The 24342-nt window shown below is 62.0% G+C and carries 26 protein-coding genes and 1 other RNA gene; 18 read left to right on the top strand and 9 right to left on the bottom strand.

Annotated elements, in window-relative coordinates; all coding sequences use genetic code 11:
- The 3 genes from EWH12_RS10470 to EWH12_RS10460 all read left to right on the top strand — a co-directional run.
- A partial coding sequence (locus EWH12_RS10470) for a glycosyltransferase family 4 protein (protein ID WP_129926518.1) occupies positions 1 to 2196 on the top strand: 2196 nt, incomplete at its 5' end.
- Positions 2197 to 2239: 43 nt separating this feature from the next.
- Positions 2240 to 3043, top strand: coding sequence for a class I mannose-6-phosphate isomerase (locus EWH12_RS10465; protein WP_422917724.1), 804 nt, complete (start codon positions 2240 to 2242; stop codon positions 3041 to 3043).
- Positions 3044 to 3118: 75 nt separating this feature from the next.
- Positions 3119 to 3970 (top strand): FkbM family methyltransferase, encoded by an 852-nt coding sequence (locus EWH12_RS10460; protein ID WP_129926516.1) that lies wholly within the window; start codon positions 3119 to 3121, stop codon positions 3968 to 3970.
- A gap of 4 nt (positions 3971 to 3974) precedes the next feature.
- Here the strand turns inward: EWH12_RS10460 and EWH12_RS10455 are convergent, their stop codons facing one another.
- Together EWH12_RS10455 and modB are read right to left on the bottom strand one after the other, a co-directional pair.
- Positions 3975 to 4604, bottom strand: coding sequence for an ATP-binding cassette domain-containing protein (locus EWH12_RS10455; protein WP_129926522.1), 630 nt, complete (start codon positions 4602 to 4604; stop codon positions 3975 to 3977).
- Positions 4594 to 5298, bottom strand: coding sequence for a molybdate ABC transporter permease subunit (gene modB, locus EWH12_RS10450; RefSeq protein WP_129926515.1), 705 nt, complete (start codon positions 5296 to 5298; stop codon positions 4594 to 4596). The genes EWH12_RS10455 and modB overlap by 11 nt, the downstream gene beginning before the upstream one ends.
- Before the next feature lie 175 nt (positions 5299 to 5473).
- Here modB and EWH12_RS10445 point away from each other — a divergent pair, with 175 nt between their 5' ends.
- Positions 5474 to 6220: an HAD-IIB family hydrolase gene (locus tag EWH12_RS10445; protein ID WP_129926514.1), complete on the top strand. Its 747-nt coding sequence runs from the start codon at positions 5474 to 5476 to the stop codon at positions 6218 to 6220.
- A 4-nt stretch (positions 6221 to 6224) separates the two neighbouring features.
- On the opposite strand, the gene modA is transcribed toward EWH12_RS10445, so the two are convergent.
- Positions 6225 to 6995 carry a molybdate ABC transporter substrate-binding protein gene (gene modA / locus EWH12_RS10440; RefSeq protein ID WP_207212386.1) on the bottom strand — a complete coding sequence of 257 codons (771 nt, stop codon included), beginning with the start codon at positions 6993 to 6995 and terminating at the stop codon, positions 6225 to 6227.
- 146 nt (positions 6996 to 7141) lie between these two features.
- On the opposite strand from modA, the gene EWH12_RS10435 reads away from it, so the two are divergent.
- Positions 7142 to 8803: a molybdopterin oxidoreductase family protein gene (locus EWH12_RS10435; protein WP_129926512.1), complete on the top strand. Its 1662-nt coding sequence runs from the start codon at positions 7142 to 7144 to the stop codon at positions 8801 to 8803.
- On the opposite strand, the gene EWH12_RS10430 is transcribed toward EWH12_RS10435, so the two are convergent.
- Complete coding sequence (locus EWH12_RS10430) at positions 8779 to 9951, bottom strand: glycosyltransferase (RefSeq protein ID WP_066600451.1); 1173 nt, start codon at positions 9949 to 9951, stop codon at positions 8779 to 8781. The genes EWH12_RS10435 and EWH12_RS10430 overlap by 25 nt on opposite strands.
- Before the next feature lie 59 nt (positions 9952 to 10010).
- Positions 10011 to 10574: a helix-turn-helix domain-containing protein gene (locus EWH12_RS10425; RefSeq protein WP_066600454.1), complete on the bottom strand. Its 564-nt coding sequence runs from the start codon at positions 10572 to 10574 to the stop codon at positions 10011 to 10013.
- Between the two features lie 99 nt (positions 10575 to 10673).
- Here EWH12_RS10425 and EWH12_RS10420 point away from each other — a divergent pair, with 99 nt between their 5' ends.
- Positions 10674 to 11126 carry a DUF6456 domain-containing protein gene (locus EWH12_RS10420; protein ID WP_066600456.1) on the top strand — a complete coding sequence of 151 codons (453 nt, stop codon included), beginning with the start codon at positions 10674 to 10676 and terminating at the stop codon, positions 11124 to 11126.
- 38 nt (positions 11127 to 11164) lie between these two features.
- Here EWH12_RS10420 and EWH12_RS10415 read toward each other — a convergent pair whose 3' ends face one another.
- From EWH12_RS10415 to EWH12_RS10400, 4 genes are read right to left on the bottom strand one after another with little or no spacing between them, the layout of a single operon-like run.
- Positions 11165 to 11707 (bottom strand): NUDIX hydrolase, encoded by a 543-nt coding sequence (locus EWH12_RS10415; protein ID WP_129926511.1) that lies wholly within the window; start codon positions 11705 to 11707, stop codon positions 11165 to 11167.
- The gene (locus EWH12_RS10410) at positions 11704 to 12381 is read right to left on the bottom strand and encodes a TPM domain-containing protein (protein ID WP_066600461.1); all 678 of its coding nucleotides are present in this window, start codon (positions 12379 to 12381) and stop codon (positions 11704 to 11706) included. Before EWH12_RS10410 ends, EWH12_RS10415 begins: the two co-directional genes overlap by 4 nt.
- A complete protein-coding gene (locus EWH12_RS10405) occupies positions 12381 to 13172 on the bottom strand; it encodes a TPM domain-containing protein (RefSeq protein ID WP_066600463.1) in 792 nt (263 codons plus the stop codon). Before EWH12_RS10405 ends, EWH12_RS10410 begins: the two co-directional genes overlap by 1 nt.
- Before the next feature lie 4 nt (positions 13173 to 13176).
- Complete coding sequence (locus EWH12_RS10400; RefSeq protein ID WP_066600465.1) at positions 13177 to 13779, bottom strand: LemA family protein; 603 nt, start codon at positions 13777 to 13779, stop codon at positions 13177 to 13179.
- 103 nt (positions 13780 to 13882) lie between these two features.
- On the opposite strand from EWH12_RS10400, the gene mscL reads away from it, so the two are divergent.
- From mscL to EWH12_RS10335, 12 genes are all read left to right on the top strand, one after another.
- Entirely contained in the window at positions 13883 to 14320 is a 438-nt protein-coding gene (gene mscL / locus EWH12_RS10395) for a large conductance mechanosensitive channel protein MscL (RefSeq protein WP_066600467.1), read from the top strand.
- Positions 14321 to 14465: 145 nt separating this feature from the next.
- Positions 14466 to 14735 carry a hypothetical protein gene (locus tag EWH12_RS10390; protein ID WP_066600470.1) on the top strand — a complete coding sequence of 90 codons (270 nt, stop codon included), beginning with the start codon at positions 14466 to 14468 and terminating at the stop codon, positions 14733 to 14735.
- 214 nt (positions 14736 to 14949) lie between these two features.
- Positions 14950 to 17322 carry a chemotaxis protein CheA gene (locus EWH12_RS10385; RefSeq protein WP_066600472.1) on the top strand — a complete coding sequence of 791 codons (2373 nt, stop codon included), beginning with the start codon at positions 14950 to 14952 and terminating at the stop codon, positions 17320 to 17322.
- 11 nt (positions 17323 to 17333) lie between these two features.
- Positions 17334 to 17771 carry a chemotaxis protein CheW gene (locus EWH12_RS10380; RefSeq protein ID WP_066600474.1) on the top strand — a complete coding sequence of 146 codons (438 nt, stop codon included), beginning with the start codon at positions 17334 to 17336 and terminating at the stop codon, positions 17769 to 17771.
- 83 nt (positions 17772 to 17854) lie between these two features.
- A complete protein-coding gene (locus tag EWH12_RS10375; protein WP_066600476.1) occupies positions 17855 to 18220 on the top strand; it encodes a response regulator in 366 nt (121 codons plus the stop codon).
- A gap of 66 nt (positions 18221 to 18286) precedes the next feature.
- On the top strand, positions 18287 to 19369 hold the full coding sequence (locus EWH12_RS10370; protein ID WP_129926521.1) for a chemotaxis protein CheB: 1083 nt from the start codon (positions 18287 to 18289) through the stop codon (positions 19367 to 19369).
- On the top strand, positions 19369 to 20247 hold the full coding sequence (locus tag EWH12_RS10365; RefSeq protein ID WP_066600478.1) for a CheR family methyltransferase: 879 nt from the start codon (positions 19369 to 19371) through the stop codon (positions 20245 to 20247). The genes EWH12_RS10370 and EWH12_RS10365 overlap by 1 nt, the downstream gene beginning before the upstream one ends.
- 129 nt (positions 20248 to 20376) lie before the next feature.
- Positions 20377 to 21075, top strand: a complete 699-nt coding sequence (locus EWH12_RS10360) for an N-acetylmuramoyl-L-alanine amidase (protein WP_129926510.1) — start codon at positions 20377 to 20379, stop codon at positions 21073 to 21075.
- Positions 21076 to 21117: 42 nt separating this feature from the next.
- Positions 21118 to 21504, top strand: an RNA gene (gene rnpB / locus EWH12_RS10355) — RNase P RNA component class A.
- Between the two features lie 61 nt (positions 21505 to 21565).
- A complete protein-coding gene (locus EWH12_RS10350) occupies positions 21566 to 22114 on the top strand; it encodes a J domain-containing protein (RefSeq protein ID WP_066600483.1) in 549 nt (182 codons plus the stop codon).
- A complete protein-coding gene (locus tag EWH12_RS10345; protein WP_066600485.1) occupies positions 22087 to 22425 on the top strand; it encodes a hypothetical protein in 339 nt (112 codons plus the stop codon). Before EWH12_RS10350 ends, EWH12_RS10345 begins: the two co-directional genes overlap by 28 nt.
- Before the next feature lie 354 nt (positions 22426 to 22779).
- A complete protein-coding gene (locus tag EWH12_RS10335) occupies positions 22780 to 24303 on the top strand; it encodes a methyl-accepting chemotaxis protein (RefSeq protein ID WP_129926509.1) in 1524 nt (507 codons plus the stop codon).
- Positions 24304 to 24342: the final 39 nt, after the last annotated feature.

Genomic DNA, 24342 nt, shown 5'->3' with positions numbered 1-24342 from the left:
CAAACCTTCCCGACTATGCTCTCGCCGGGCAATACCAGTCCATGCCACCATTCACTCCATCTTGTCGCAAAGACGGCTGAATCACAACATGCTGGTATTGCTCAACAACTTTCGGATCGGGCTCTAAACTCGCTGGAACGGAGAACCAAAATGGACAGGCAAGCTTTGGCTGGCATGTTGCAAGGTACGCGAAGGTCATTGCCTACGCAAAAATTGTCCATGGACCGGCCCAACGATGTCGTCACTCTTGACGCTTTGCTGGAGCGTGTCGACGATTTGGAATTGGGTAGCGAGCAAGTCGAAGCGCTGCGCGAGGCGCGGAAGCGTTTGAATGGCAAGTTGGAAACATCAGGACAGCTTGCTGAATGGGACGGTGACGAGATTGTCTTCGATGCGTCCGATCTAATTGAATATTTTGCGCATAATCGTTTGCCGACGGGCATTCAACGTGTTCAGATCGCTACTATTACGGACTCGATCCGCAATCGTCCTGCGGGCAGTGTCAAGGTCTGTTGCTTTTCCGACCAGGATAGCAGTTGGTCGCAGGTGTCGACCGAAGGATTTTTGACGCTTTGCAGTCTTGCGCTGGAGAGTGGCGATCGCACCGATCCGTTGTGGCTCGATGCTTATACAGAGTTGAAGATCGACATCAGTCTTGCGTCTCCGCTCAAGTTCAAGATCGGTGCATTTCTGGTTAATTTGGGCACCTCTTGGTGGCTCAGAGACTATTTTCTTTTCGTTAGAGAAGCAAAGCGCCTCTACGGGGTTCGTTATATTCCTTTTGTTCATGATCTTATTCCGATCGTGACTCCCCAATATTGCGTGAAAGAGCTAACCCAAGAGTTTATCGAGTGGGTGTCCGGCGTATTTCTGCATGCAGATTTCTTCCTCGTGAATTCTCGCGCCACCAAAGGCGACCTGCTCAAGGTCGCCAAGACGTTGGGATACGAGGTTAATGACGACGATGTGGCTGTCATACCGCTGGACGCGCAGTTCAGGGATGCCAATCAAGAATTACCGTCCGTTCGCAAGCTGCGCGATTGGCAATTGGCGCCGAATGATTTCGCCTTAATGGTTTCGACGATCGAAGTGCGTAAAAATCATGCGGCCGCTTTCGATGCCTGGTTGGCGTTGATAGAGAAATATGGTGTGCGTCGCGTTCCTAAGCTAGTCTGCGTCGGCAAGCCAGGATGGCTCAACGATGCGATCTATGCACAGATACAGCAGTCGCCGCTGCTTCGTTCATGTGTCGTAATGCTTTCGGGTTTGTCCGACGAAGAATTGGGGCTGCTATATAATAGCTGTCGCTTCACTCTGTACCCTAGCCATTATGAAGGCTGGGGACTGCCCGCGACTGAATCACTATGTTATGGTAAGGTGCCGCTGCTGGCCGATAATTCTTCGCTGCCAGAAGCGGGGGGGGAGTTTGGCGTCTATTTTGAATCGGGTTCCCTTGCGGATTTGATTGAGAAGGCCGAAGCATTGATCTTTGACGATGCCTATCGCGCAGGATTGGAAGACAAGATAAAGGCGGGTTTCCGTCCGCGCAAATGGCAGGATATTGCTAACCAAATCGGGCACGAGATTGAGGCATTCGTCGCGCGGACGCCAACCCCCACAAACGAAGCTGGCGAGGTGGTCGAAAGGTTCCAGCCGATTCAGTTCGGTGCGCACTATCCTATCGGACGCAGTCGGGAGCAGCGTATCTGGAAGGGGTCCGGTACGGCCGAAATCTTTCGCAGCGGTGCCGGCTGGTGGTGGCTAGAGGATTGGGGTTGCTGGACCAAGACCGGTGGTGGCGATCTCGCGCTGCGTTTTGTCGATCAGAAAGGGCCGGTCCGGGGTTTTGTTCAACTCCACGCGCCGGGAGGCGAGCCGACCAAATATGAGATTTCCGCGCCGACTGTCGGCGTTTTTGTAGAAGGCACGCTCGACCCCAGCGAGTTTCGATGGGTGGCAATCGACATTCCAGACATTGCACCAACAGAAGGTTTCCACATCCGGTTCAAATCGGTGAACCCGATCGATCTCAATGCATTGACAGATGGCGCTGATCCGCGAACTATTGCTGTTGGAGTAGGTGGTTTCTATTTCTGCCATGCCGATGATCTGATTGCGCGAGCGAATTTCATCGAAGCGATAGCCATTGGCGGCTTGAAGCAACTGGCGTTCAATCGTGAACCGATAGCGCGTTGATGAGGCACGTCATAGGACGGGGTGCAGGAGGATGGAGAAAGCTGTGAGTGCGGTATGTCTCGAAACAAAACGGGTTGTAAAGCCCTGGGGACGAACCGAAATCGGCGCTTTCCCGAATCCATCGCAGGAACAGGTCGGCGAAATCTGGTTCGATGGCCCCGATGGTCGGCATCCGCCGCTGCTTGTCAAATATATCTTCACTAGCGAGAAACTGTCGATACAGGTCCATCCCACGGATGAGCAGGCACGAGGGGTCGGCTTGCCTGGCGGAAAATCGGAATGTTGGTATATTCTCGATGCGCAACCGGGTGCGACATTGGGTATCGGCACCACTCGTCCGCTGGACGATGATGTGTTGCGCGCTTCGGCGCTGGACGGAACGCTGGAAGAACTGATGGACTGGAAACCGGTCCAGCCAGGCAGCTTCTTTTATATCCCCGCCGGCACCGTTCATGCGATTGGTGCGGGCGTGACGCTGGTCGAAGTGCAAATGAACAATGACGTAACCTATCGTCTGTTCGATTATGGGCGTCCCCGTGAATTGCATCTGGACGCTGGTGTTGCGGTGTCCGACGCACGGCCCTATCCGATGCCAGAGCGGGTCATTCCTACCAATCTGGACAGTGCGTTACTCGACCGGGGTGCAGCGCCATTCGCACTCGATATGTGCTGCTGGATGGCGGGCCATACGCAATCGCTGTCAGTCGAACAGGGTTGGTTCATTCCGTTGTCAGGATCTGGAACGATCGACGGCCGGGCTTGGCGCGCGCATGAATGTTGGCTGGTTGAAGGTGATGTGGCGGTTACCGCGGACGACGATGCCTCAGTCCTGATTGCAACTGTGTGACCATCGGGCCCGTGGCCCGCGAACATAAGTCATAACGAGAAGGAGAAGGTTCTGTTCAAGCATCTGCGGCGGAGGTTGGTTCCCGATCATCCCGGTCGCCGTATTCCTTTGGCCGATTTTGAGCGGCGCGATCGGTCGCGTAATCAGGAGGAGATACGCGCCCGGTGCCGCACTGTGGTCATCCGCAGCGACATGGCCGTGACTCAGGTGCTGGGACGTTACAAGATGTACGTCGATCCTGGCGATTATTCGCTTGCGGTACATTTGATGATGGACGGCTATTGGGAGATATGGCTTACCGAAGAAATTATGCGGATAGTGAAACCTGGCATGGTGGTGGCCGATATCGGCGCCAATTTTGGCTATTTCACGCTCATTATGGCCGATCTCGTCGGGCCGAAAGGGCATGTGCTGGCCTTCGAGCCTAATCCCCATGCTGCGGCCTTGCTGCAACGCAGCCTATGTTCCAATGGCATGGAGAAATGGGCTTCGATCGAGCAAAATCCATTGGGGGCAGTCAGCGGTCTGCCTGTAACGCTCCTTTATAATCCTGAGTTGGCCGGTGGCGCCTTTGTTGGCGATGAAGAGAATAGCGACTTCAGCGTAGCCATCCCGCATGTCACGCGCCGTTTCGACGAGCATCCTCGCGCACATCAGGTGGCGGTAGTCAAGATAGATGCTGAGGGCAGCGAGGAGCGTATATGGGAAGGCATGGCGGCACAAATCGCAGGCAATGTTCTGCGCATCATCGTGCTGGAATGGTGCAGCTTTCGCTATGCTAATCCTGGCCAATTCTTGGATTCGATCCTCGCCGCGGGATTTGAACTCTCCTATATTGACCCTTTGCATGGCGTGGTGTCACTGGATCGGGAGGGCTTGCTGGCCCGTGCCCCGGACCAGGAATGGCTGTTACTGCTGCGTCGCTGATGTATCAGCTTAAGGTGATCACCGTGCCGCCTAAATAATCCAGTTCGCGCTGGTCGTGACTGACATAGACGACAGGGATTGCGGTGAACGCATGGAGCCGCGCAATCATGTCCAATATGTCCTGGCGTCGAGTGTGGTCGAGCGAGGATATGGGTTCATCCAGCAGCAGATAATGGGGGTTTGATAGCAGCGCCCTGCCGATAGCCACTCGTTGTGCCTCCCCGCCTGACAGCGACCAAGGCCAGCGGTCCAACAATCCGCCAATTCCTAGCAGGTCGATCAACGCATGTTGCGACAGGCCGTGGGGTCCCCCTTCGGGGTCTCCCCTTGGGCGACCGTAGCGCAGATTGGCGCGGACCCGCATATGAGGGAAAAGCCGTGGTCGCTGGAAAACATAACCGCAGTGACGGACTGCGGGTGCCAGATCGATCCCGACTGAGGCGTCGAACAGGGTTCGGCCGGCGATGGCGACATGTCCCGTCTCCGGGCGTACGAGGCCCGCAAGCATGTCGAGTACGGATGTTTTGCCTGCACCGGACGGGCCAAACAGGGCAACAATTCCACTGTCCGAGCGAAATGCGCATGCAATGACCTTCTCGCCGCGCCGCAGGCGAACATCGACGTCAAACGCCATGGTCATGATCCGACACCAGGATTCGTCGCGCAAGATATTCAGACAGGATCAGCGCGGCGAAGGATAAGGCGATCGATAAGAGTGCCAATCGCATGACAGTCGCTTCGCCATTAGCGCTATTCAACGCCGAATAGATCGCGATTGGCAGCGTCCGCGTTTCACCAGGAATGTCGGAAGCGAAAGTGATAGTGGCACCAAACTCTCCGATTGATCGCGCGAACCCCAACATTGCACCCGCAAATATACCGGGCAGAGCGAGGGGCAATGATATTGTGTAGAAGATGCGCAGTCGCGATGCGCCCAATGTTTCTGCTGCCTGCTCCAGTCGCCTGTCTATTGCGGTGATCGAGAGGCGCATCGCCCGCACCATAAGTGGCAGCGCCATAATCGCGGCGGCCAGCGCAGCGCCGGTCCAGCGAAACAACAATGTAATGTCAAACCAGTTTGCCAGCCAGCCGCCGATCGGCCCCCGCGTCCCAAACAGCAGCAGCAGCAGCCAGCCCGTAACCACAGGCGGCACCACCAGCGGCAAATGGACCAGCGTGTCGAGCAGCAGTTTACCAGGAAAGCGCCCGCGCGCGAGCAACCACGCCAGCGCGAAGGCAGGCGCCAACATCGCCAGCATAGCGACAAGACCGATCTTTAGCGACAGGCCAACGATGACCCATTCATCGGCGGAAAAGCCCCATGTCATGATTCCGTCAAACCACCTTTATAGTCGAATTACGTGTGAACCTTATGCGATCCATAATGAAGCCATTTGACAAATACACCGCAAACAGATTGTAGATTAAGAATCTAGGGGTGCCGCTATGGCAGGTCCAGAATCACGGCCGCATCTCTCTAACCCCAACATCGGAGCTTATGGAATGAAGGAACTCGTCGCATTCGATCTGGATGGCACCCTTGCAGAAAGTAAGCAGCCATTGGGCGAGTCAATGGGCGATGCGCTGGCGGACCTGCTTGGCGTTGCGCATGTGGCGGTGATTTCCGGCGGCGACTGGCCGCAATTCGAAAAGCAGGTTGCAAGCCGCTTGCCTGAGCGGGCCGACCGGTCGCGGCTGTGGTTGATGCCCACAACCGGTACGAAGCTATACACTTACGGTGATGAAGGCTGGTCGCCGGTTTATGCCGAACTGTTCGATGCGGCGCAGAAAGCGTCGATCCTGACCGCCTTCGACGCATCGCTGGAGGCAACCGGCTTCGTGCCAGAACAGACATGGGGCGAACGGATTGAGGATCGGGGGAGTCAGATCACCTTTTCCGCGCTGGGCCAGCAGGCGCCGATCCACGCCAAGGAGGGTTGGGATCCCGATTTCGCCAAGCGCCGGATCATCCAGGCGGACCTGCGCCAGCGCCTGCCGGGCCTCTCGATCAACATGGGTGGCGCCACGTCGATCGACATCACGCGCGAGGGCGTGGACAAGGCCTATGGCCTGAAGAAATTGCGCGATGCGAGCGGCATTGCGCTGGATGCGATGATGTTCATCGGCGACGCCATCTTTCCGGGCGGCAATGATTATCCGGCCAAGCAACTGGGGCTGGACACGGTGCGAGTGCGCGATCCGCAGGAGACGCTGGCGGTGATCGCGGCGATCGTTGCTTGTCAGAAATAGGGCGTCAGGGGGCGGAGAAGCCGTAGCGGGCGAGGATCGCCCTTCCGGTTCCTGACAGCAGGAAGCGTCGGAAGGCTTCGGCGTCGCGGTGGCGGCTGCTCTTGAGCCGAGCGACTGGGTAGCGGATCGGCGGATGACTGCCGGAGGGAAAGACGCCGACAATGCGAACCGCCGCAGAGGCGCGCGCATCGGTGGCATAGACGATGCCCAGCGGTGTTTCGTCGCGCTCCACTAGCGCCAGTGCGGCGCGAACATTGTCGCCCCGCGCCAATTTTCCCGCGACCGACGGCCAGACGCCCAGCGTGACGAGCGCAGCTTTGCCGTATTTCCCGGCCGGTACGCTGTCCGGGTTGGCCATGGCGAGACGCTCGCGACCCAGGATAGGCGCGATCGGCATGCCTTTGGCGATCCGCAACCTGATGGGGCGATCGGCCGGAGCGATGAGCACCAGTCGATTGCCCGCCAAGTTGGCGCGCGTATCTCGCACCACAAAGCCGGCGCGCTCCACGTCGGTCATCCACTCCTCATCGGCGGACAGGAACAGGTCGGCCGGCGCACCTGCCTTGATCTGGCGGGCGAGGGTGGATGATCCGGCGAAGGAGAGAATCGGTTTGGCGTGGCCGCGCGCAGCCCAACTTTCTGCGGCGGCGGTCATCGCCTCCTGCATGCTGGCGGCGGCCAGGACCAGCGGCCCTCGGTCGCCGGCAGCGGCGTGGGCCAGGGGCGGGGTCAGCAAGGACAAGATGGCGGCAAGGCGCAGGAGCAGAAATGTCATGGCTCCTGTCTGCATCCAGCAGATGACGGACGCAACCGATCGACTGGTCGCGTAGATGCTTTTGTTCGGCGAGGCGATCGGCTAGGCGGAAACCATGATGGCGCGTTTCGCCTTTCCCTGCCGCTTTCCGGTAACGTCTTCCTGACATGGCGATCATAAGGAGCCTATGCGGTCAGTGCGCCTTGGGCTGTGGCGTTCGCGCCATCACTGGCAATGATCGGGACGTGCTGATCGAGGGCGACCGCATGCACCCCGCCAATGGCGGCAGGCTATGCGTGCGTGGACAGGCTTTGGGCAGTTCCGCTGCGCTTGATGGCCGCCTGCTCCACCCCATGGTCGAAGGGCGCCGGGTCGGCTGGGATCGTGCGATTGCGCTTGCCGCCCGGCGTCTGGGCGCCGTCCTTGACCGGCATGGACCTGGCAGCGTCGCACTTCATGTATCGGGCAGCTTGCTGACCGAGGATTATTACGTCGCCAACAAGATGATGAAGGGCTTCTTGGGATCATCGCATATCCACACGCCTTGGCTGAACGCTGCTGGCCTTGCACAGGTGCAACGCACGGCTTTTGGCGAAGATGTGATGCCCGCCGCCATCGAAGACATTGGCCGCGCCGATACCCTTCTGCTGTTGGGCACGCAAACGGCTCTGGATCATCCGGTGTTGCTGGAGCGGGCGCTGGCGGCGCGCGAGGAGAAGGGCCTGCGTCTGATCCTGCTGACCGAAGCAGATGGTCCGGAAAGTTTCGAAGCCGATCATCGCCTTCAGGTCAATCCAGGAAGCCTGGGCCAGCTTTTGACGGGCGTCTTGCTCCATTGCCGGGATGCCGGTGCGATCGACCCGCATTTCAGTGACCAGCATCTTATGCTGCCCGCCGACCTGTGGAACGATATGGCGCGGGGGCAGGACATCTGGTCGGTTGCGCGCGCCTGTGGCCTGGCGGCTGCTACCATCCGCGCATTTTTTGAGGATATGGCTGCAAGCAACCAACTTGTGACGCTGTTTGGGGATGATATCGGCGCTGCTGCGGTGGCCGCCGCGCTAAACCTGCATCTTGCCACGGGTCGGATCGGGCGCCCCGGATCGACGCCATTCGCACTGGCTGGCGGTCCTAACGGCATGGGCGGGAGGGAAGTCAGTTGCATGGCGGCAAGTCTCGCGGCGCATCGTCCCTTCACAGGTGATAATGGCGCCGATGTCGCTCGCTTTTGGGGGGCGCGTGCGATGGCGAACGAACCGGGGATGGACGGGGCAGCGCTGCTGGACGCCATGCGGGACGGGCGGGTCAAGGCCTTGTGGAGCATCGGCGGGGATGCGCAAGCAACGTCCTGGCTGCGAGAGGCGCGCGCCGCCGTTCCACTGGCGATATGCAGTGTAGACAGGCCGGATGGGGTGGAGGATTTCGACATCATCTTGCCGGCTGCGGTCTGGATGGAAAAAGACGGGACTGCGACCGGGAGCGATCGGCTGATCAGCCGTCAGCGCCGCCTGTTCCCTTTACCTGGCGATGCGCGGCCCGACTGGTGGATATTGACCAAGGTGGCGCAGGCGATGGGGTGGGGCGATGCTTTTCATTATGAGCGATCGGCCGACATTTATCGCGAACATGCGCGGCTGACCGCCTATCGCAATGACGGCCGTTGGCTGCTCAACCTCAAGCGCCACGCGGCCATTTCCAATCCTGCCTATGACGAGTTGACTCCTTGGCGCTGGGGCGAGGTTCCTTTCGACGGTGGCCATTTTCCGACCCCGGACGGACGCGCCCGCCTGCTCTGGCCGTTGGATCAGAACTGGGCGGCGATCGCCTGAAGATGGGCCAGCAAGGTGTCGCCATTGGCCGTCCAGGTGAAGCGCAGCGCCGCTTCGCGCACATTTTTTGCGGCGGGCGGGGCGTCCAGTATCGCACGAACCGCTTCGGCGATCGCTTCGGGTTCGCGCGCGACGATCCGGCCCGCTTCGGCCCGGTCCAGCAATTCGCGCGCGCCGCCGACGTCGGTGATGACGATCGGCGTGCCGCAAGCGAGGGATTCAACCCAGGCGTTGGCCAGCCCCTCCGATTCGGACGGCAGCACCATCACATCGGCGGCGGTGTAGATGCGGGGCAATTTGTGATGCGGCACCGATCCCAGGAAGCCGATGCGCCGTTCGACTCCCAATTCCTGCGCGAGGTTTTCGAGCGTGCGGCGGAACGCGCCCTGTCCAGCGAGCAACAGGGTCACGTCCGGTAGCATGGGCAACGCCCGCACCAGCAAATCCTGCCCCTTGCGCGGGATCAGCGCACCGACGCACAGCAGGACCGGGCCGCTGAAATCCAGCGCAGCCTTGGCGGCATCCCGATCACCCATTTCGAACGTATCGAGATCTACGCCGGTATAATGGACGCGAATCTTTTCGGCATCGATCCCCATCCGGGCCATCGACCGGCGCATCGCGTCAGACACGGCGAGCAGGCCCGCCGCGCCTTCAGCCGCTTGCAGAACCATCTTGCGGGTGCCGCTTTGCGTGCCCCAATAATGGATGTCGGCACCGCGGGCCTTGACCGAATAGGGGATGCCGAGCGCTTTCGACAGGCGCTGCGCCACCGGACCGTCAGGGAAGAAGAAACTGGCGTCTATCACATCGAACGGCTTTTCCGCGTGCAGTCGCCTGACCAGCGGCAGGATGGCGCGGGTCATGGCGCCGACATTGGTGCGACCGCCGAATTTGGGAATGATGGAGAAGGTCGGCCGATAGACCGTGAGTTCACGCCAGCGTTCCTTGCGCGGTAGCGCGCGCAGGGGGGCATAGCGGGCCGCGAGCGACAGCGGCCAGGGCGGCAGGCCGACTGGCGCGATCACGGTGACGTCGGCTTCGGGGCGGCTGGCGAGTTCGCGCGCCTGCCGTTCCACGAACACGCCAAAATTAGGCCGGCTGATGTCGGGAAAGAGGGTCGATAGCATGAGGACGTTGAGCGCCATGGCCTCTCTTTCGCAGAATAATGTTTAGCGCACGGTTAAGCAGCCTCGTGCCGCCTTGGCTAGAGGCGTCGGACGAGTTGCACCGCCACCGCGGCCCATGGCGGATCGGTCAGCACCAACTGGCGCGCGCCAGCACCCAGCGGGAGAAGTTGCAGGCGGTCGCCTTCCCGGCCGATCAGCCGACCGAACAGGAAACGGCCGGCTGGCCGGGGGAATAATATGTCGCGATTGAGTGCTGCGGAAAACTCTTCTGGCGCGATGCGGCGGCACCAGATCGCGTCCCCGCTGCGATAATCGCCGATGCTGGCGCTGACATGCACCCCAACCATTCCGTCGGAGGCGATTGGGGACGGAAAGGCGAGCGGCCGGGTCGGCGCGCGCGCGCCGTCGGGGCCGAGCAAGGCGGCGACCGCTATGTCGGCCTGTCCCGGCAGCGCCACCAGTTCGGCGGTCGTGACGCCCAATGCCAGCGCGATCCGGTTGAGCCATTTGACCGATACGGTGCGCGTGCCTGTTTCCAGTCGTCCGATCGTCTGGGCGGTGGTCGGTGGATCGCACAGCGCGCCAACCTGTTCCAGCGTAAGCGCCTTCGCCTTGCGGACCTCGCGGATGCGGGTAATCATCTGCACCTCGAAATAGAACCTATTTGGTTTTCTCTTTCCTACAAACTATCCCACATGGCAAGGCTTTCCGTATCGATTCCCGTCAGGCAGGAGAGGCAGATGGCCGCCACCCATATCGAGCAGATGATCGAAGACCCCGAAGGACAAACCCAGGCCGTGCTGGTGCATGTCGGCGAATCGCCCCTCGCCTGGCTGCATGCGCGGGGGTTGTTGAGCGAGCGCCACTATTTGGCCGGCGATATGCTGCGCCGTGATTGGGAAAGGGCTGGATTGGGTGCGCGGGTCACCATGCGTTGGGATGCCGCGCCACGCAGCGCAAATAGCGGGGGAGGGGCGGGCGATCCCACTCTGGCGCAATTGTCGGCGCGCGAACGGTTCCACGGTGCGATCGCGGCGGCCGGGCCTGGCCTGGCCGACATATTGTGGCGTGTCGCCTGTGCGGGCGAGGGGCTGGTTGCTGCCGAAAAAGCGCTCGGCTGGCCCAGTCGGGCAGGCAAGCTGGTTCTGACGCTGGCGCTCGACAGGGTGGCCGGATGGTATCGCGTGTCGTGATGCGACGCCGACACTGATCCGCGGCCCATGCGACTCTGTCAGGCGATCATGCCCGCGCCCAATAGCAAAAGCAGTTTCACATCCATCGCATAGCCCTGTTCTCGCCAGAGGGCGATCTGGTCTGGCAGGGTGGCGATCTGCACGCGATGGACGTGGATGCCTTCACCGTCCACCCCGCCGCCTTCGCCGGTCTTCTCCAGGCCGCGCGCGCGGAACAGGGTAAAGCTTTCCGACACCATCCCAGGGGAGCTGTAATATTGCCCAAGCGATTCGAGACGGTCTGGGCGGAAGCCGGTTTCCTCCTCCAATTCGCGCGCCGCCGCGATACTGGCCTCTTCGCCTTCCTCATGATCGCCGACCAGGCCGGCGGGCAATTCGATGCAACGGCGACCCAGAGGCACGCGATATTGATCGACCAGCAGGACATGCGGGCCGTCGTCCGCCTCGTCGATCGCCAGAATGACGGCAGCGTGAATGCCGCGTGCCCGCCCGACATATTCCCACTTGCCGCGCCTCTTAGCAGTGATGAAGCGCCCCGCCCACATCACTTCTTCGGGCGCGCTGTGGTCGGGGTCGGTCATAATTCGATCAGCCTGTCGGGCAATTCGTTGATGTCGTCATCGGCGCGCGGGAAGTGGCCGGCAAGCACGACGCCGACCTGCCGCACCGCCTCGGCCAGACCCTCGCCCGCATGACCGGCGCGGATCGCCTCTATGAGCGCGGCCATCGCATCGCCCCAGGCTTCGCCCGACACCTTTTCGTTGATCGCGCGATCGGCGACGATTTCGGCGCGATGCTCATCGAGCGACAGATATATAAGCACGCCGGTGCGCCCATGCGTGCGCGCTTCGGCGGCGGTGCGGAACAGCAAGATGGCGCGCCGCCGCACCCGCCGCGCCTTGGTCGCGCGCGGGGTCATGACCATGCGGAGCGGCATGATCGCCAACAGATAGCGCACGACCAGGAATTTGAGGGTGAGGATGCCAAGTAACCCCGTCAGCAGCTTCCAGTCGGCCAGTTCATGTTCCCAGTCGAGCAGCAGCGCGGACAGGAAGGCGCGTAGAGGCGCGGGGAAGGCGGCCATCACCGCCAGCGCGATGAATATGGTCGCTGCTGCCCAGCTCAGGCCGACGTCATGATAGCTGTCGGATCGCCGCGCGACGATGGTCATGATTTCGCCCGACGTATGCGCTTCCGCGCTCGCCACGGCGGCCGAAACAAGGTCATGGTCGGCTTTAGTCAAATGAAGCTGCATCACCAGTCCCCCGATGCGCCGCCGCCGCCGAAGCTGCCGCCGCCCGAAAAGCCGCCACCGCCGTCGCCGCCGCTCCAACCGGAGCCACCGCCTGATCCCCAGCCTGAATTGCCCGCACTTGGCCCCCAGAGAATGATGGGCGCGCTTCCGCCGCCGCGAGCATAACGCTTCCCGCCGCGAGCGCGCGACAGGAGGGGAAGGGCGACGAAGAAGATGATGAACAATATGATCCAGAAGCCGATGATCGCGCCGCCCTCGTCATCCTGTTTTCGGGCATCCGCCTCGGCGGCGGCGGCGCGCGCCTTGGCCTGATCCGGTGGCAGGGCCAGCAGGCCAGAGATCTGATCGACCCCTGCATCGATACCGCCCGGCATGTCCCCAGCCTTGAAACGCGGGGCGATGGCGTTGCGAACGATCTGCGAGGACAGCGCGTCGGTCAGCACGCCCTCCAGGCCATAGCCGACCTCGATCCGTATCTTGCGCTCGGCCGGCGCGACGATCAGCAGCGCGCCGTTGCTGTCCTTGTCGCCGATGCCCCAGGCGCGACCCAGGCGATAGCCATAGTCGGCTATGTCATAGCCCTGAAGATCGGGAATCGTCGCCACGACGAGCGAGCGGCCGCTCGCCTTCTTCTGCGCGATCAGTTTCTGACTGAGCGCCTGTTCCTGCGCCGGGTCGAGCAGGTTCGCGGCATCGACCACGCCCTTGTCATCGAAGGTGGGAAAGCTCTGCGCCCACGCCGCCGGCGCGAGCGCCAGCAGCGTGAGGATCAGGACCAGGCGGCGAAGCATCCGATCAGTTGCCGAAGTCGACCTTCGGCGCCTCCTCCGCGCCCGGCGTAGTGGCCTGGAACGGGGTCATGGGCTTCGCGCCATGGATCAGCTTGGCGCCGATCGCGTCGGGGAAGGTGCGGATGCGGGTATTATAGGCCTGCACCGCGCCATTATAGTCGCGAATGGCTACGGCGATGCGGTTTTCCGTGCCTTCCAACTGGGACTGAAGTTGCAGGAAATTCTCATTGGTCTTCAACTCAGGATAAGCCTCGACCGTGGCCAGCAGACGTCCCAATCCCTGGCTCAACTGCGCTTGGGCCGCCTGGAATTGCGCGACCTTGGCTGGGTCGGACAGATCGTCGGCGCTCACCTGCACCGACGACGCCTTGGCGCGGGCTTCGGTGACGGCGGTCAGCGTCGCCTGTTCCTGCTTGCCCGCCGCCTTCACCGTCGCGACGAGATTGCCGGTTAGATTGGCGCGGCGCTGATATTGCGCCTGGACGTCGGCCCATTTGGCCTTCGCCTCTTCTTCGGCGGTGGGAACGCTGTTGATGCCGCAGGCGGACAGGGCAAGCGCCCCGAACAGCGGCAGCAGAATTTTAGAGAAGCGGCGCAGGAGCGTCATGGAACATCCTCGGCTTTTTGTTTCGCTTGTGGAAATAGGGCGTTGTCCTTAACGGCGCAACGGGCCATCCTGATATTATCATATATAAGGCAAGGAGTTCCCGATGGGGCTGATTTCCGAATTCAAGACCTTCATCAACCGCGGCAATGTGATGGATCTGGCCGTCGGTGTGATTATCGGCGGCGCCTTCGCCACCATCACCAAGTCGCTGACCGACGATCTCATCATGCCGGTGGTCGGCTATATCTTCGGCGGCGCCGACTTTTCGGGCTATTTCGTGCGGCTGGGCGAATTGCCCGCAGGCTTCAAGGGCAATCCCGAAAGCTATACCGACCTGAAAGCGGCGGGCGTCGCGATGTTCGGCTGGGGGCAGTTCCTGACCGTGCTGGTCAATTTCATCATCCTGGCTTTCATCATTTTCCTGCTGGTCAAGGCGATGAACAAGCTGACGACCAAGCCGGAGCCGGAAGCCGCCGCACCCGCGCCGACGCCGGAGGATGTCCTGTTGCTGCGCGAAATCCGAGATTCGCTTAAAAAATAATCGTTTTTGCGACGAAACGAGGCGTCTATGGGAACCATCGCGTCGGCGGCCGGTTGATCGGCGTCAGGGTTTCAGGTGGCTTCGCACCATCTGTACCTGTGCCGAATGACGTCAGCCCCTGGGGGCGCAAACAGGAGAACACGCCGTGAAAACTTTCGTCACAGTCCTTGGCCTTGCCAGCCTTGTCGCGCTCGCCGCGTGCGATTCCGCGAAGGAAAATAAGGTCGAGAATGCTTACGAGAATCAGGCGGACGCACTCGACAACCAGGCCGACAACATGGAAGCCATGGCCGACAATCTGACCGGCAATGCCGAAAGCGCGGCTGAAAATGCTGCCGACGCGCTGGAGAACAAGGCCGACGCCACCCGCGAAGCGGGCGACAAGGCTGAGGATGCCGTAGAAAAGCAGCAATAAGCAGCAGGTCTAGATTATCGGATTTTTGCGATTTCCGTGTTGTCAGATGGTATCATCCGATTGGAAATCACTCTAGCCGAGCCGACAAGGGCGTCGCGTCTGTGCGCGACGCCCTTTTTGCGCGTAATCCTTGCGCGTTTCGTTGCCCCTTTAACGCCCCTTTAACCACGCCCCGCCATGGTGCCCGTGCGCGCATCCGTGGGGCCGATTGGGAATGGACGAACTACTTCAGGAATTCATATCCGAGACCCAGGAAACGCTGGAGGCTCTCGCAGGCGAAGTGGTCGCCTGGGAAGCCGACCCATCGGACCGGGACCGGCTGGATGCCATTTTCCGCTTTTTCCACACGGTAAAGGGCAGCTGCGGCTTCCTGAATCTGCCGCGTTTCGAGCGATTGAGCCACGCGGCCGAGGATGTGCTGTCCGAAATTCGCGCGGGTAAGCGCGGGGCGGACCCTGCGACTGTCAGCGCCGTGCTGGGCATCATGGACCGGATCGGCGAACTGACCGAGGCGGTGGCCATCGGGGCGGCCCTGCCCAGCGAGAATGACGATTTTCTGATCGGCGCTCTGAGCATTTCGTCCGCCGATGTCGCTGAACCGGCGGTCCAGGCGGTGGCCGCCTCGGTCGCGGTGGCTCGCCAGGGCGGAGTGCAATCGGGGCCGCGGACGATCCGCCTGCCGCTCAGCCTGATCGATCAATTGATGAACGGCGTGTCGGACATGGTGCTGGCGCGCAATGAATTGTCGCGCAAGCTGCGCGAACGATCCGCCGATCCTGAATTGGACAATGTGTTCGAACGCCTGTCGACCTGCGTGGCCGACATGCGCGATGTGATATCCAAAACGCGGATGCAGCGGGTGGATCGCCTGTTCGCCGCCATTCCGCGCATGGTGCGCGATCTTGGCCGCGATCTTGGCAAGCGCATCGACCTGACGTTGGAAGGCGGCGATGTCGAAATGGACCGCGAGATGGTGGAGATGGTCGTCGACCCGCTCACTCATATCGTGCGCAACAGCATCGATCATGGCATCGAGACGCCGGAAAAGCGCCGCGCCGCCGGCAAGCCGGACGCTGGCCGATTGCGGCTGGAGGCGCGCCAGTCGGGCAACCAGATCGTCATCGCGATCGCCGACGACGGGGCGGGCATCGATACGGCGCGTCTGGTGGACAAGGCGATCGCCGCAGGCCGGTTGACCCCGGAGGCGGCCAAGCGTCTGTCCGAAGAGGACAGGCTCGACCTCATTTTCCAGGCTGGCCTGTCGACCGCCAATCAGGTGACTGCGATTTCAGGCCGCGGCGTCGGCATGGATGTGGTGCGCGCCAATGTGGAGCGTATCGGCGGGGTTATCGCGCTCGACAATCATCCGGGGCAGGGGCTGTGCATCACGCTGCGCGTGCCGTTGACCCTGACCATCATTCCGGGGCTCATCGTCCGGGCCGGCGGCCAGCATTTTGCGATTCCGCGTTCGGCCGTGGTCGAAATCCTGCACGACAATAATGAGACGCTGTACATCAGCGAAGTCGGCGGCGCGAAGATCGCGACGATCCGTGCGATCCGTCATTCGATGGTCGATCTGGAGGATGTGCTGGGCATGGAAAAGCCGGTGCAGCAGGGACCGCGCGCCATCATGGTGGTGCGATCGGCAACCGGCGTGCCCTTCGCCATGGGCGTATCGGCGGTCGACAATCATGAGGAACTGGTGATTCGCCCGGCTTCTCCGCTGGTGATGGCTACGGGGGTCTATGCTGGCATGACTCTGCCTGACAATGGCAAGCCGATGCTGTTGCTCGACGCGGCGGGTCTGGCCAATGCGGCGCGCCTGCCCAACATTATCGATGATCGCGCGGCGCGGCAGCAGGGTCAGGAAGCGGACGCACAAGCCGGCGTCGAAATGGTCGCGGCGCTGCGTTTCGAGGAGTTGTCGGGCGAACGCCGCCTATTAAAATTATCGTTGATCGAACGGGTGGAAGATATCGACGCGGGCCTGTTTGGCCGCTCGGGTGGCCGCGCCTTCGTGCGGCTCGACGAGCGATTGGTGCCCGTCGCCAACGGCCTGTCGCAGTTCGATCGGGCCAAGGTGTCCGCGCTGCGTTTACGCGACGATCGGCGAGAGGCTTGCTATCCGGTGGCGGCCGTACTGGACATCGTCCAGATGCCGGCCGTCCCCGACATGGTGGCGATGCATGGTATGTTGAGCGGTGTCGCCGTGGTCGATGGCGAGCATCTGGAAGTCATCAATCCGTTCGCGCTTTTCGCCGGACTTCCCGAAGAAGCGCTGGTCGAACGTGCGCGGGGACGGTGCGTGCTGGCCGACAGTGGCGATGGCTGGACGCGCGAGATATTGGCACCCTTGCTGCGCCAGGCGGGGCATGAGGTGGTTTTGGGCCTGCCCGGCGACTGCGCCGTCGATCCTGACGACGTGGTGCTATGTACGGAAGCGGACGCCGCGCAGGCGGCGGAAATCATGGGATGCCGTGTCGTGCATCTGCGCGCCTCGCCTCGTCCGACCGGGCCACAGGACGGCAGTATTTATCGCTATGACCAAGATGCGCTGATGGCGGCGATCGCCGGTCGGCGGGCATAAGGAACGCGGCCATGGATCAGCTCTATCTTCTCGCGACGCTGGCCGACACGCGAATTGCGGTCGAAACCGGCGAGGTCGAGGCGGTCGTTCGCCTGACCGACATATCCCCCGTCCCCGGCATGGGCGCGCATGTGGCCGGCCTGTCCGCGCTGCGGAGCCGGGTGCTCACTATCATCGATGTCGCTGCGCTGATCCATGGTCGGGCGACGCCGGCGGCGCGGCGCGGCCTGGCCATCATCGCCAATATCAGCGGCCACAGCTATGGCCTGATGGTGGATGGCGTGTCCGATATCTGTCGCGTGCCGGAAGGGGAACTGCCGTTGCGCGGTCAACTCGATCCGGCCTGGGCGCCCTATGCCCGCGCCCTGGTTGAACATGATGGCCATCCCTGGCTCCTGGTGTCGCTGGCTGCGTTCATCGAGGGCGGGGCGCTCGCGCAGGCGGCGTAAAATATGCCCGGCTCGTTTACCAAATACTTGGCTTTGCCGGTTAAGCCCGCTGAAACGGGACGCAAAAACCTAAGGGACGCTTCATGAAGAATTGCCTGGTCGTCGACGATTCAAAGGTCATCCGCAAGGTTGCCCGTCATATTCTGGAATCCCTGGACCTGACGGTCAGCGAGGCGGTGGACGGGCAGGACGCGCTCACCCAGTGCGAAGCCTCTCCGCCCGATGTGGTGCTGCTCGACTGGAACATGCCAATCATGAGCGGGATGGAATTCCTGCAGGCGCTTTCCACCGCCAAAATGGCGGCGCGACCCAAGATCATCTTCTGCACCACGGAAAACGGGATCAGCCATATCAAGGCGGCGGTCGAGGCCGGCGCCGACGAATATGTCATGAAGCCGTTCGATCGGGAGACATTGGAAAGCAAGCTGGCGATCGTCGGGGTGATCTAGCGGCGCCTGCCCGCTGACCCATGAGTGCCCGATTTCCATCTGATCCTTCCGCGCAGAAAGCCCATGATGAACGCGATCATGCCGATACCATCCAGCCGCATCAGTGAACAACATGCCGTTCGCACGTTGGTTGTGGATGATTCGGTAGTTGTGCGGACGGTCATCGAACGCATTCTCAATGGCGATTCAAGCTATAGCGTGGTGCACAAGACGAACAGCGCCGAACATGCGCTGGGCTATCTGGCCGAACATGCGGTGGATCTGGTGCTGCTCGACATTGAATTGCCGGGCCAGAGCGGCTTGGCTGCCTTGCCGCAGATACTGCGGGCCAATCCGGCCGTGAAGGTCGCGATCCTGTCAGGCAAATGCGAGGAAGGCAGCGCCGCCGCGATCGAGGCGCTGGCGCTGGGCGCCAGCGACATCGTGTCCAAGCCCGGCAGCGGCAGCTTTGGCGAACAATTCCCCCAGGCATTGATCGACCGGTTGAACCGGTTGTTTGGCGATCGACCGGTGGCTCCGCCCTTGCCGCGTCTCACCAGTTCTCCGCCCATTAACCCGGCCGCCGCGCCGCTTGCCTGTATCGGCATTGGGGCATCGACCGGCGGCATCCATGCCCTGGGCCAGCTGTTTCAGGGATTGGCCGCGCCGCTGGGCGTGCCGTTGCTGTTGACTCAGCATCTCCCCGCCAGCTTCACCGTCTATTTCGCGCAGCAACTGTCGCGCATGACCAGCCTGCGGGTGAAGGTCGCGGAAACCGGCGATCTGCTGATGCCCGATATCGTTTATGTCGCGCCCGGCGACGCGAATATCCAATTGCGGCGCGGCCTACATGGTCGAGCCATGATCATCCTCAATCCTGAACGCACGCCAACCGGCAACCTGCCCGGCGTCGATCCGATGTTCGCCAGCATGGCGGAGGTTTACGGTGCCGGTGCGGCCGGGATCGTTCTGACCGGCATGGGGCGCGATGGGACGCTGGGCGCGCGCGAGATTGTCGCGGCTGGTGGCTGGATCGTCGCCCAGGACGAGGCGAGCAGCGTCGTATGGGGTATGCCGGGATCGGTCGCGGGAGCGGGGCTCACCTGCGCAGTCATGGAGCCGCTGGCGATGATGCATTTTGTCGCGCGTCGCGGGAAGGTCACCGCCTGATGCCGTTGCCACCAGCCGGAGCCGCCATTTTCCAGGGCGCCGCGCGGATACTCTCCGGGCTTCTGGAGGCGCGAACAGGCCAGATATTGTCGGAAGGCCGGGCATGGCGGATGGAGACCGCCCTGCGGCCGATTCTGCGCGCGCATGGGTTGCAGGATATCGACGATCTGGCCGCGATGCTGTTGCGCAAGCGCGACCCGCGCCTGGACGAGGATGTGGTCAATGCGCTGCTCAACAATGAAAGCAGCTTCTTCCGCGACCTCCAGATTTTCGACATGATCCATCGCCAGATCCTGCCGCGTATCCAGGAGGATCGGCAGGATCGCACATTGCGGATCTGGAGCGCGGGCTGCTCGACCGGACAGGAGGCTTATTCGCTGGCGATCCGCCTGCGTAACGACACGGCGCGCTGGCAGGGGTGGCGCATCGAGATATTGGCGACGGATATTTCCACGGCCGCGATCGAACAGGCGCGCGCCGGCATCTTTTCGCAGATGGACGTGCAACGCGGTCTGGCTGTCGGCGACCTCATCAAATGGTTCGAACCGCATGGCGAGGATTGGCGCGCCAGCCCCGATCTGCGCCGGATGATCGATTTTCGGCATGACAATCTGTTCGATCCGCGCGCGCCATCGGGCGAATATGACTTGCTGCTGTGCCGCAATGTCTTGCTCTACTTCACGCCGGAACGGCGCGGGGACGTGTTGCGCCTGCTGGCCCGACACAGCCATGCCGGGTCGGTCCTGCTGCTGGGCGCGGGGGAGACGGTGATCGGGCAAGGCGACGATTTCCTGTCCCATCCCGAATTTCGCGGCGGCTATGCCCGCAAGGCGCTAACGCCCAATTGCGCCGGTGGGCCGATGCGCCGGACGGGCTGACGCGGCTTCGCTCATATTAACCCTGCTTGATTGCCGGGCCGGTCTAAGTCATTGTCGCGTTCAGGGCGCCAAAGAGGCGCGCCGGAAGGGTGCGATGATCGAGCAGCTGCAAGTGACTGGCCTTTTCCGATGACCGACATGCCGATGATCGAAACGCCGTCGCCCAATTTCGACGAGCGCAGCCTGCCCATCTCCATGTTGGTGCTGCACTATACCGGTATGCCCGATGCGGCGAGCGCCATCAATTGGCTGGCCAATTCCGAATCGAAAGTATCGGCCCATTATGTCGTGACGGAGGACGGGCAGATCATCCGCATGGTTGATGAAGCCAAGCGCGCTTGGCACGCGGGTCGATCGCACTGGCGCGGCGTTGATGACGTCAATTCTGCGAGTATCGGCATAGAGATTGTCAATCCGGGGCATGAATGGGGCTATCGGCCTTTCCCGGAAACGCAGATGGGATCGCTGATCCCGCTGGTCCATCAAATCGTTCAGCGCCATCGCATCACCCGCGGCAACATCGTGGGCCACAGCGACATCGCGCCCGCGCGCAAGCAGGATCCCGGCGAACTTTTTCCTTGGGGGCAACTTGCGCGCCTGCGTCTGGCCCTGCCGCGGCCCACCAAGAATCTGATGGACCCGCACTGGACCGACGGCGGCTTCATGCTGGCGCTTGAGCGCTTCGGTTATGACATTGCCGATCCGCAGGCGGCGGTGGTGGCTTTCCAGCGTCGTTTCCGTCCCGAACTGATCGACGGCGTGGTCGACGGCGAATGTCGCGCCATCCTGCTGGCGCTGCTGCTGCCCAAACCGCGCGGCGATGAATAAGCGGGATGACGAAGCCGGAAAATAGGTCTAAGGCCCGTTTCGCCAGAGGGCCGGGCGGCCGCGGCGTGGCGGGTAACCGCCACGGCGAGGAAAGTCCGGGCTCCACGAAATAACGGTGCCGGTTAACGACCGGCTGGAGTGATCCAAGGGACAGTGCAACAGAAAGCAGGTCGCTACAGCTTCGGCTAAGCGAAATTGAAAGGGTGCGGTAAGAGCGCACCGCGTCTGCGGCAACGCAAGGCGGCACGGTAAACCCCACCGGGAGCAAGACCGAATAGGGGCGGCGCGCGGCTTGACCGCTAGGCCTGTTTCGGCCGAGACCGTCCGGGTTGGTTGCTTGAGGAGCGGAGCAATCCGTTCCCTAGAGGAATGGTCGCCTATCCTTGGAAACAGGGTGGACAGAACCCGGCTTACAGGCCCTCTGGCATTTTCCTGTTCGAAATCCCCAGGCGGGGTAGCGTTTCTCCCGCTTATTCCCTAATTCGGCAATATGGCACGACACAGCCGATCCAATGACTGGGGATTTCCGCGATGGCGCGCCTATGGCGCGGCGCGTGAAGCGCAGCGCGTGCGCATGTGCGATCGCTTCGGTTGCGACAAGCCAGGCGACTGCCCTGCGCCCAAATCGCCCAACAGCCCGGAGCGCTGGTATTTCTGCGCTGACCATGCCGGCGAGTATAATCGTAATTGGGATTATTTTCAGGGGTTGGACGAGGAAGAGCGAGCGGCCCGCGAGAAGACAGAGCGGCGGGCGGCGGGCGGTTACCAGTCAAGCGCCTATCATGGCTGGGGCGGGCCGGGCGATGGGAGCCGATCCCGCGACGAACTCCATGCGCTTAAGGCATTGGAGCTGGAAGACGACGCCGGTTTCGAGGATGTGAAGAAGAACTGGCGGCGGCTCGCCAAAGCCTATCATCCTGATGTGAAGCCTGGAGACAGCGACGCGGCGGTCCGGTTCCAGGCGATCCAAGCCGCTTACGAGGTGCTGCGTGCGGCCGAAGAGCGTCGGACCTGGAAACCGCGCGGAGCGGAGGCTTGAAGGATCAGGTCCGGTCGAATTGGTCCAATGTGGCGCTGGTCTGCCGCAAATGTTCCAAGAAGCTGGACGGTGGCTTCGGTCCGGGTGGGGGCGAACGACTGGCCAAGGCGCTACGCAAGCATCTGTCCTTGAAGACGGGGCGCAAGGCGGCGGCAGGCGTGCTTGAGGTGAAATGCCTGGGCATATGTCCCAAGGGCGCCGTGACCGTGGTGGATGGTGCGGCAAGCCGCGAATGGTTGTTGGTCCGGCCGGGCGCCGACCTGGATGAACTGGCGGAAACTCTGGGTTTGAACGCGTCCGAACATCCTTAACATTTTCCTTACCAATATATCCTATTCGGGTGGAATGAAGCTGGTTGCCCCCTATCGCTGCATCCTGCCCTTGGCGGGGCAATGCGGCCTGATCCTGTTTGGTCTTCTGGGGCTATATGCTGTTCCGCCGACGAGCGGCCGGATGGTCCTGCTGCCATTGACCGACGGGGCAAGGCGCGCGCTAGCGTCCATCGCTATCGCCAATGGCGCCAGGCTGGTCGCGAAAGGCCCTTGGACAGGCTCCTTGCTGGTCGAAGGCAGGCGGGGCGAACTGGCCCCTGCGCTGCTGCGCCGCGGAATAGTCGCCTTGTCGACGCAAATGAGCGGTTGCGGAGCACCGACTCGGTGAGCGCGATGACCAGCCTGGATCGATTGCGACTGCAGGGGCTGCGCATTCTCCTGTTCGCCAACTGGATCTGGACCGTGGCGATCGGCCTCGCGGGCCTGTTGCTAGGGGCGGAACATAGTGGCCGCGCGCTGTTCCTGTCCGCACTGGTCAATGCGCTGCCGACCATCCGCGTGATGCGGGAGCGGCGCGACCTCGAAGCGCGTCTGGCCATGGGTACGCTGGCCGCCGTGCAACCGGCGATCGGGCTGTATCTGCTGTCTGGCTATGGCTGGCAGATGGACGGCCATATGTTCTTCTTCGTGGCGCTGGCGGGGTTGGCGCTGCTCTACGACTGGCGGCCGATCCTGCTGGCGGCTTCGCTGACGGCTGCCCATCATCTGGCGCTCAGCCTGTTCCTGCCGACCTGGGTATTTCCGGACAATGCCAATATCGGTCGCGTCACGATCCACGGCGTGGCGGTCGTGCTGCAAGCGGCCATATTATGCTACCTGACCGTTCGGTTGCGCGCGATGCTGCTGGCTCTAGACGGGCATGTGGCGCAGGCCGGGCAATTGGCCCAGCAAGCCGAAAAGGGGCGTCATGCTGCGGAAGCGGCGATGACGGCGCGCAGCGAGTTGGAGACACGCGCTGCGCATCTGCGCGAACAGCAAGAGGCGGAAAAGGCCCGCATGGCTACGGATCGGCGGGCGGCCACGCTGACGCTGGTCGGAGATTTCCGCCATTCAGTGGCGGAAATCGTGGGCGCGGTTGGTGCTGCTGCCCAAGAACTTGACGATTCGGCCCGGCAACTCAATCAATTGGCCCAGCGTGCGAGCGAGGGCACCGCAGAGACGGTGGCGATCGCCGAACAATCTTCCGCCAATGCGACCATGCTGGCCCGACGGATCGACCAGTTGTCGGAATCGATCACCGCCATCGCATCCGCCTCGCACCAGCAGGCGATGCTGGGCGGCGAAGCGCAGCGCGTATCGACTAAAGGGCATCAGGCCGTGCACGATCTGGAGGATCGCACCACATCGATCACTAGTTTCGCCAATTCCATCACGGATATTGCCGCGCGCACCAATCTTTTGGCGCTCAACGCCACGATCGAAGCCGCGCGTGCCGGGGAGGTCGGCCGCGGTTTCGCCGTAGTGGCCGGAGAAGTGAAGCAATTGGCGGGTCAGGCCGCCAACGCGACCGGCGAAATTCACGCTCTGGCTTGGTCCGCCCGTGAGGGGGCTGGCGTCGCGCGCGAGGCGCTGTCCGACGTCGCCGGCGCCGTCGAACAACTGGCGGACGCGGCGGAGGACATCCAGCGGGCGGTCGTCGATCAGCGCGATGCGACCAGCGCTATCGGTGAATCGGCGCGTGATACGGCGCAGGACGCCGCCATCATGACGCGGCAGATGGAAGGGGTGGCCGATGTCGCGCGCGACACGGAAAGCCTGTCGGGGCGCGTTTCCAGCGCCGCATCGAGTTTGTCGCAAACGGCCAAAGCGTTGCAGCGAGCGGCGGAACAATTTGTCGCGCAGTTGGAAGCGGCCTGACCAGATCGCTCCAGCCACACGCCGCATAAAAAAGGGGGA

The organism is Sphingobium cupriresistens (assembly GCF_004152865.1).
Lineage (GTDB): Bacteria > Pseudomonadota > Alphaproteobacteria > Sphingomonadales > Sphingomonadaceae > Sphingobium > Sphingobium cupriresistens.
Note: the sequence above shows the minus strand (reverse complement) of the source record. Positions and strands in the feature narration are given on the sequence as shown.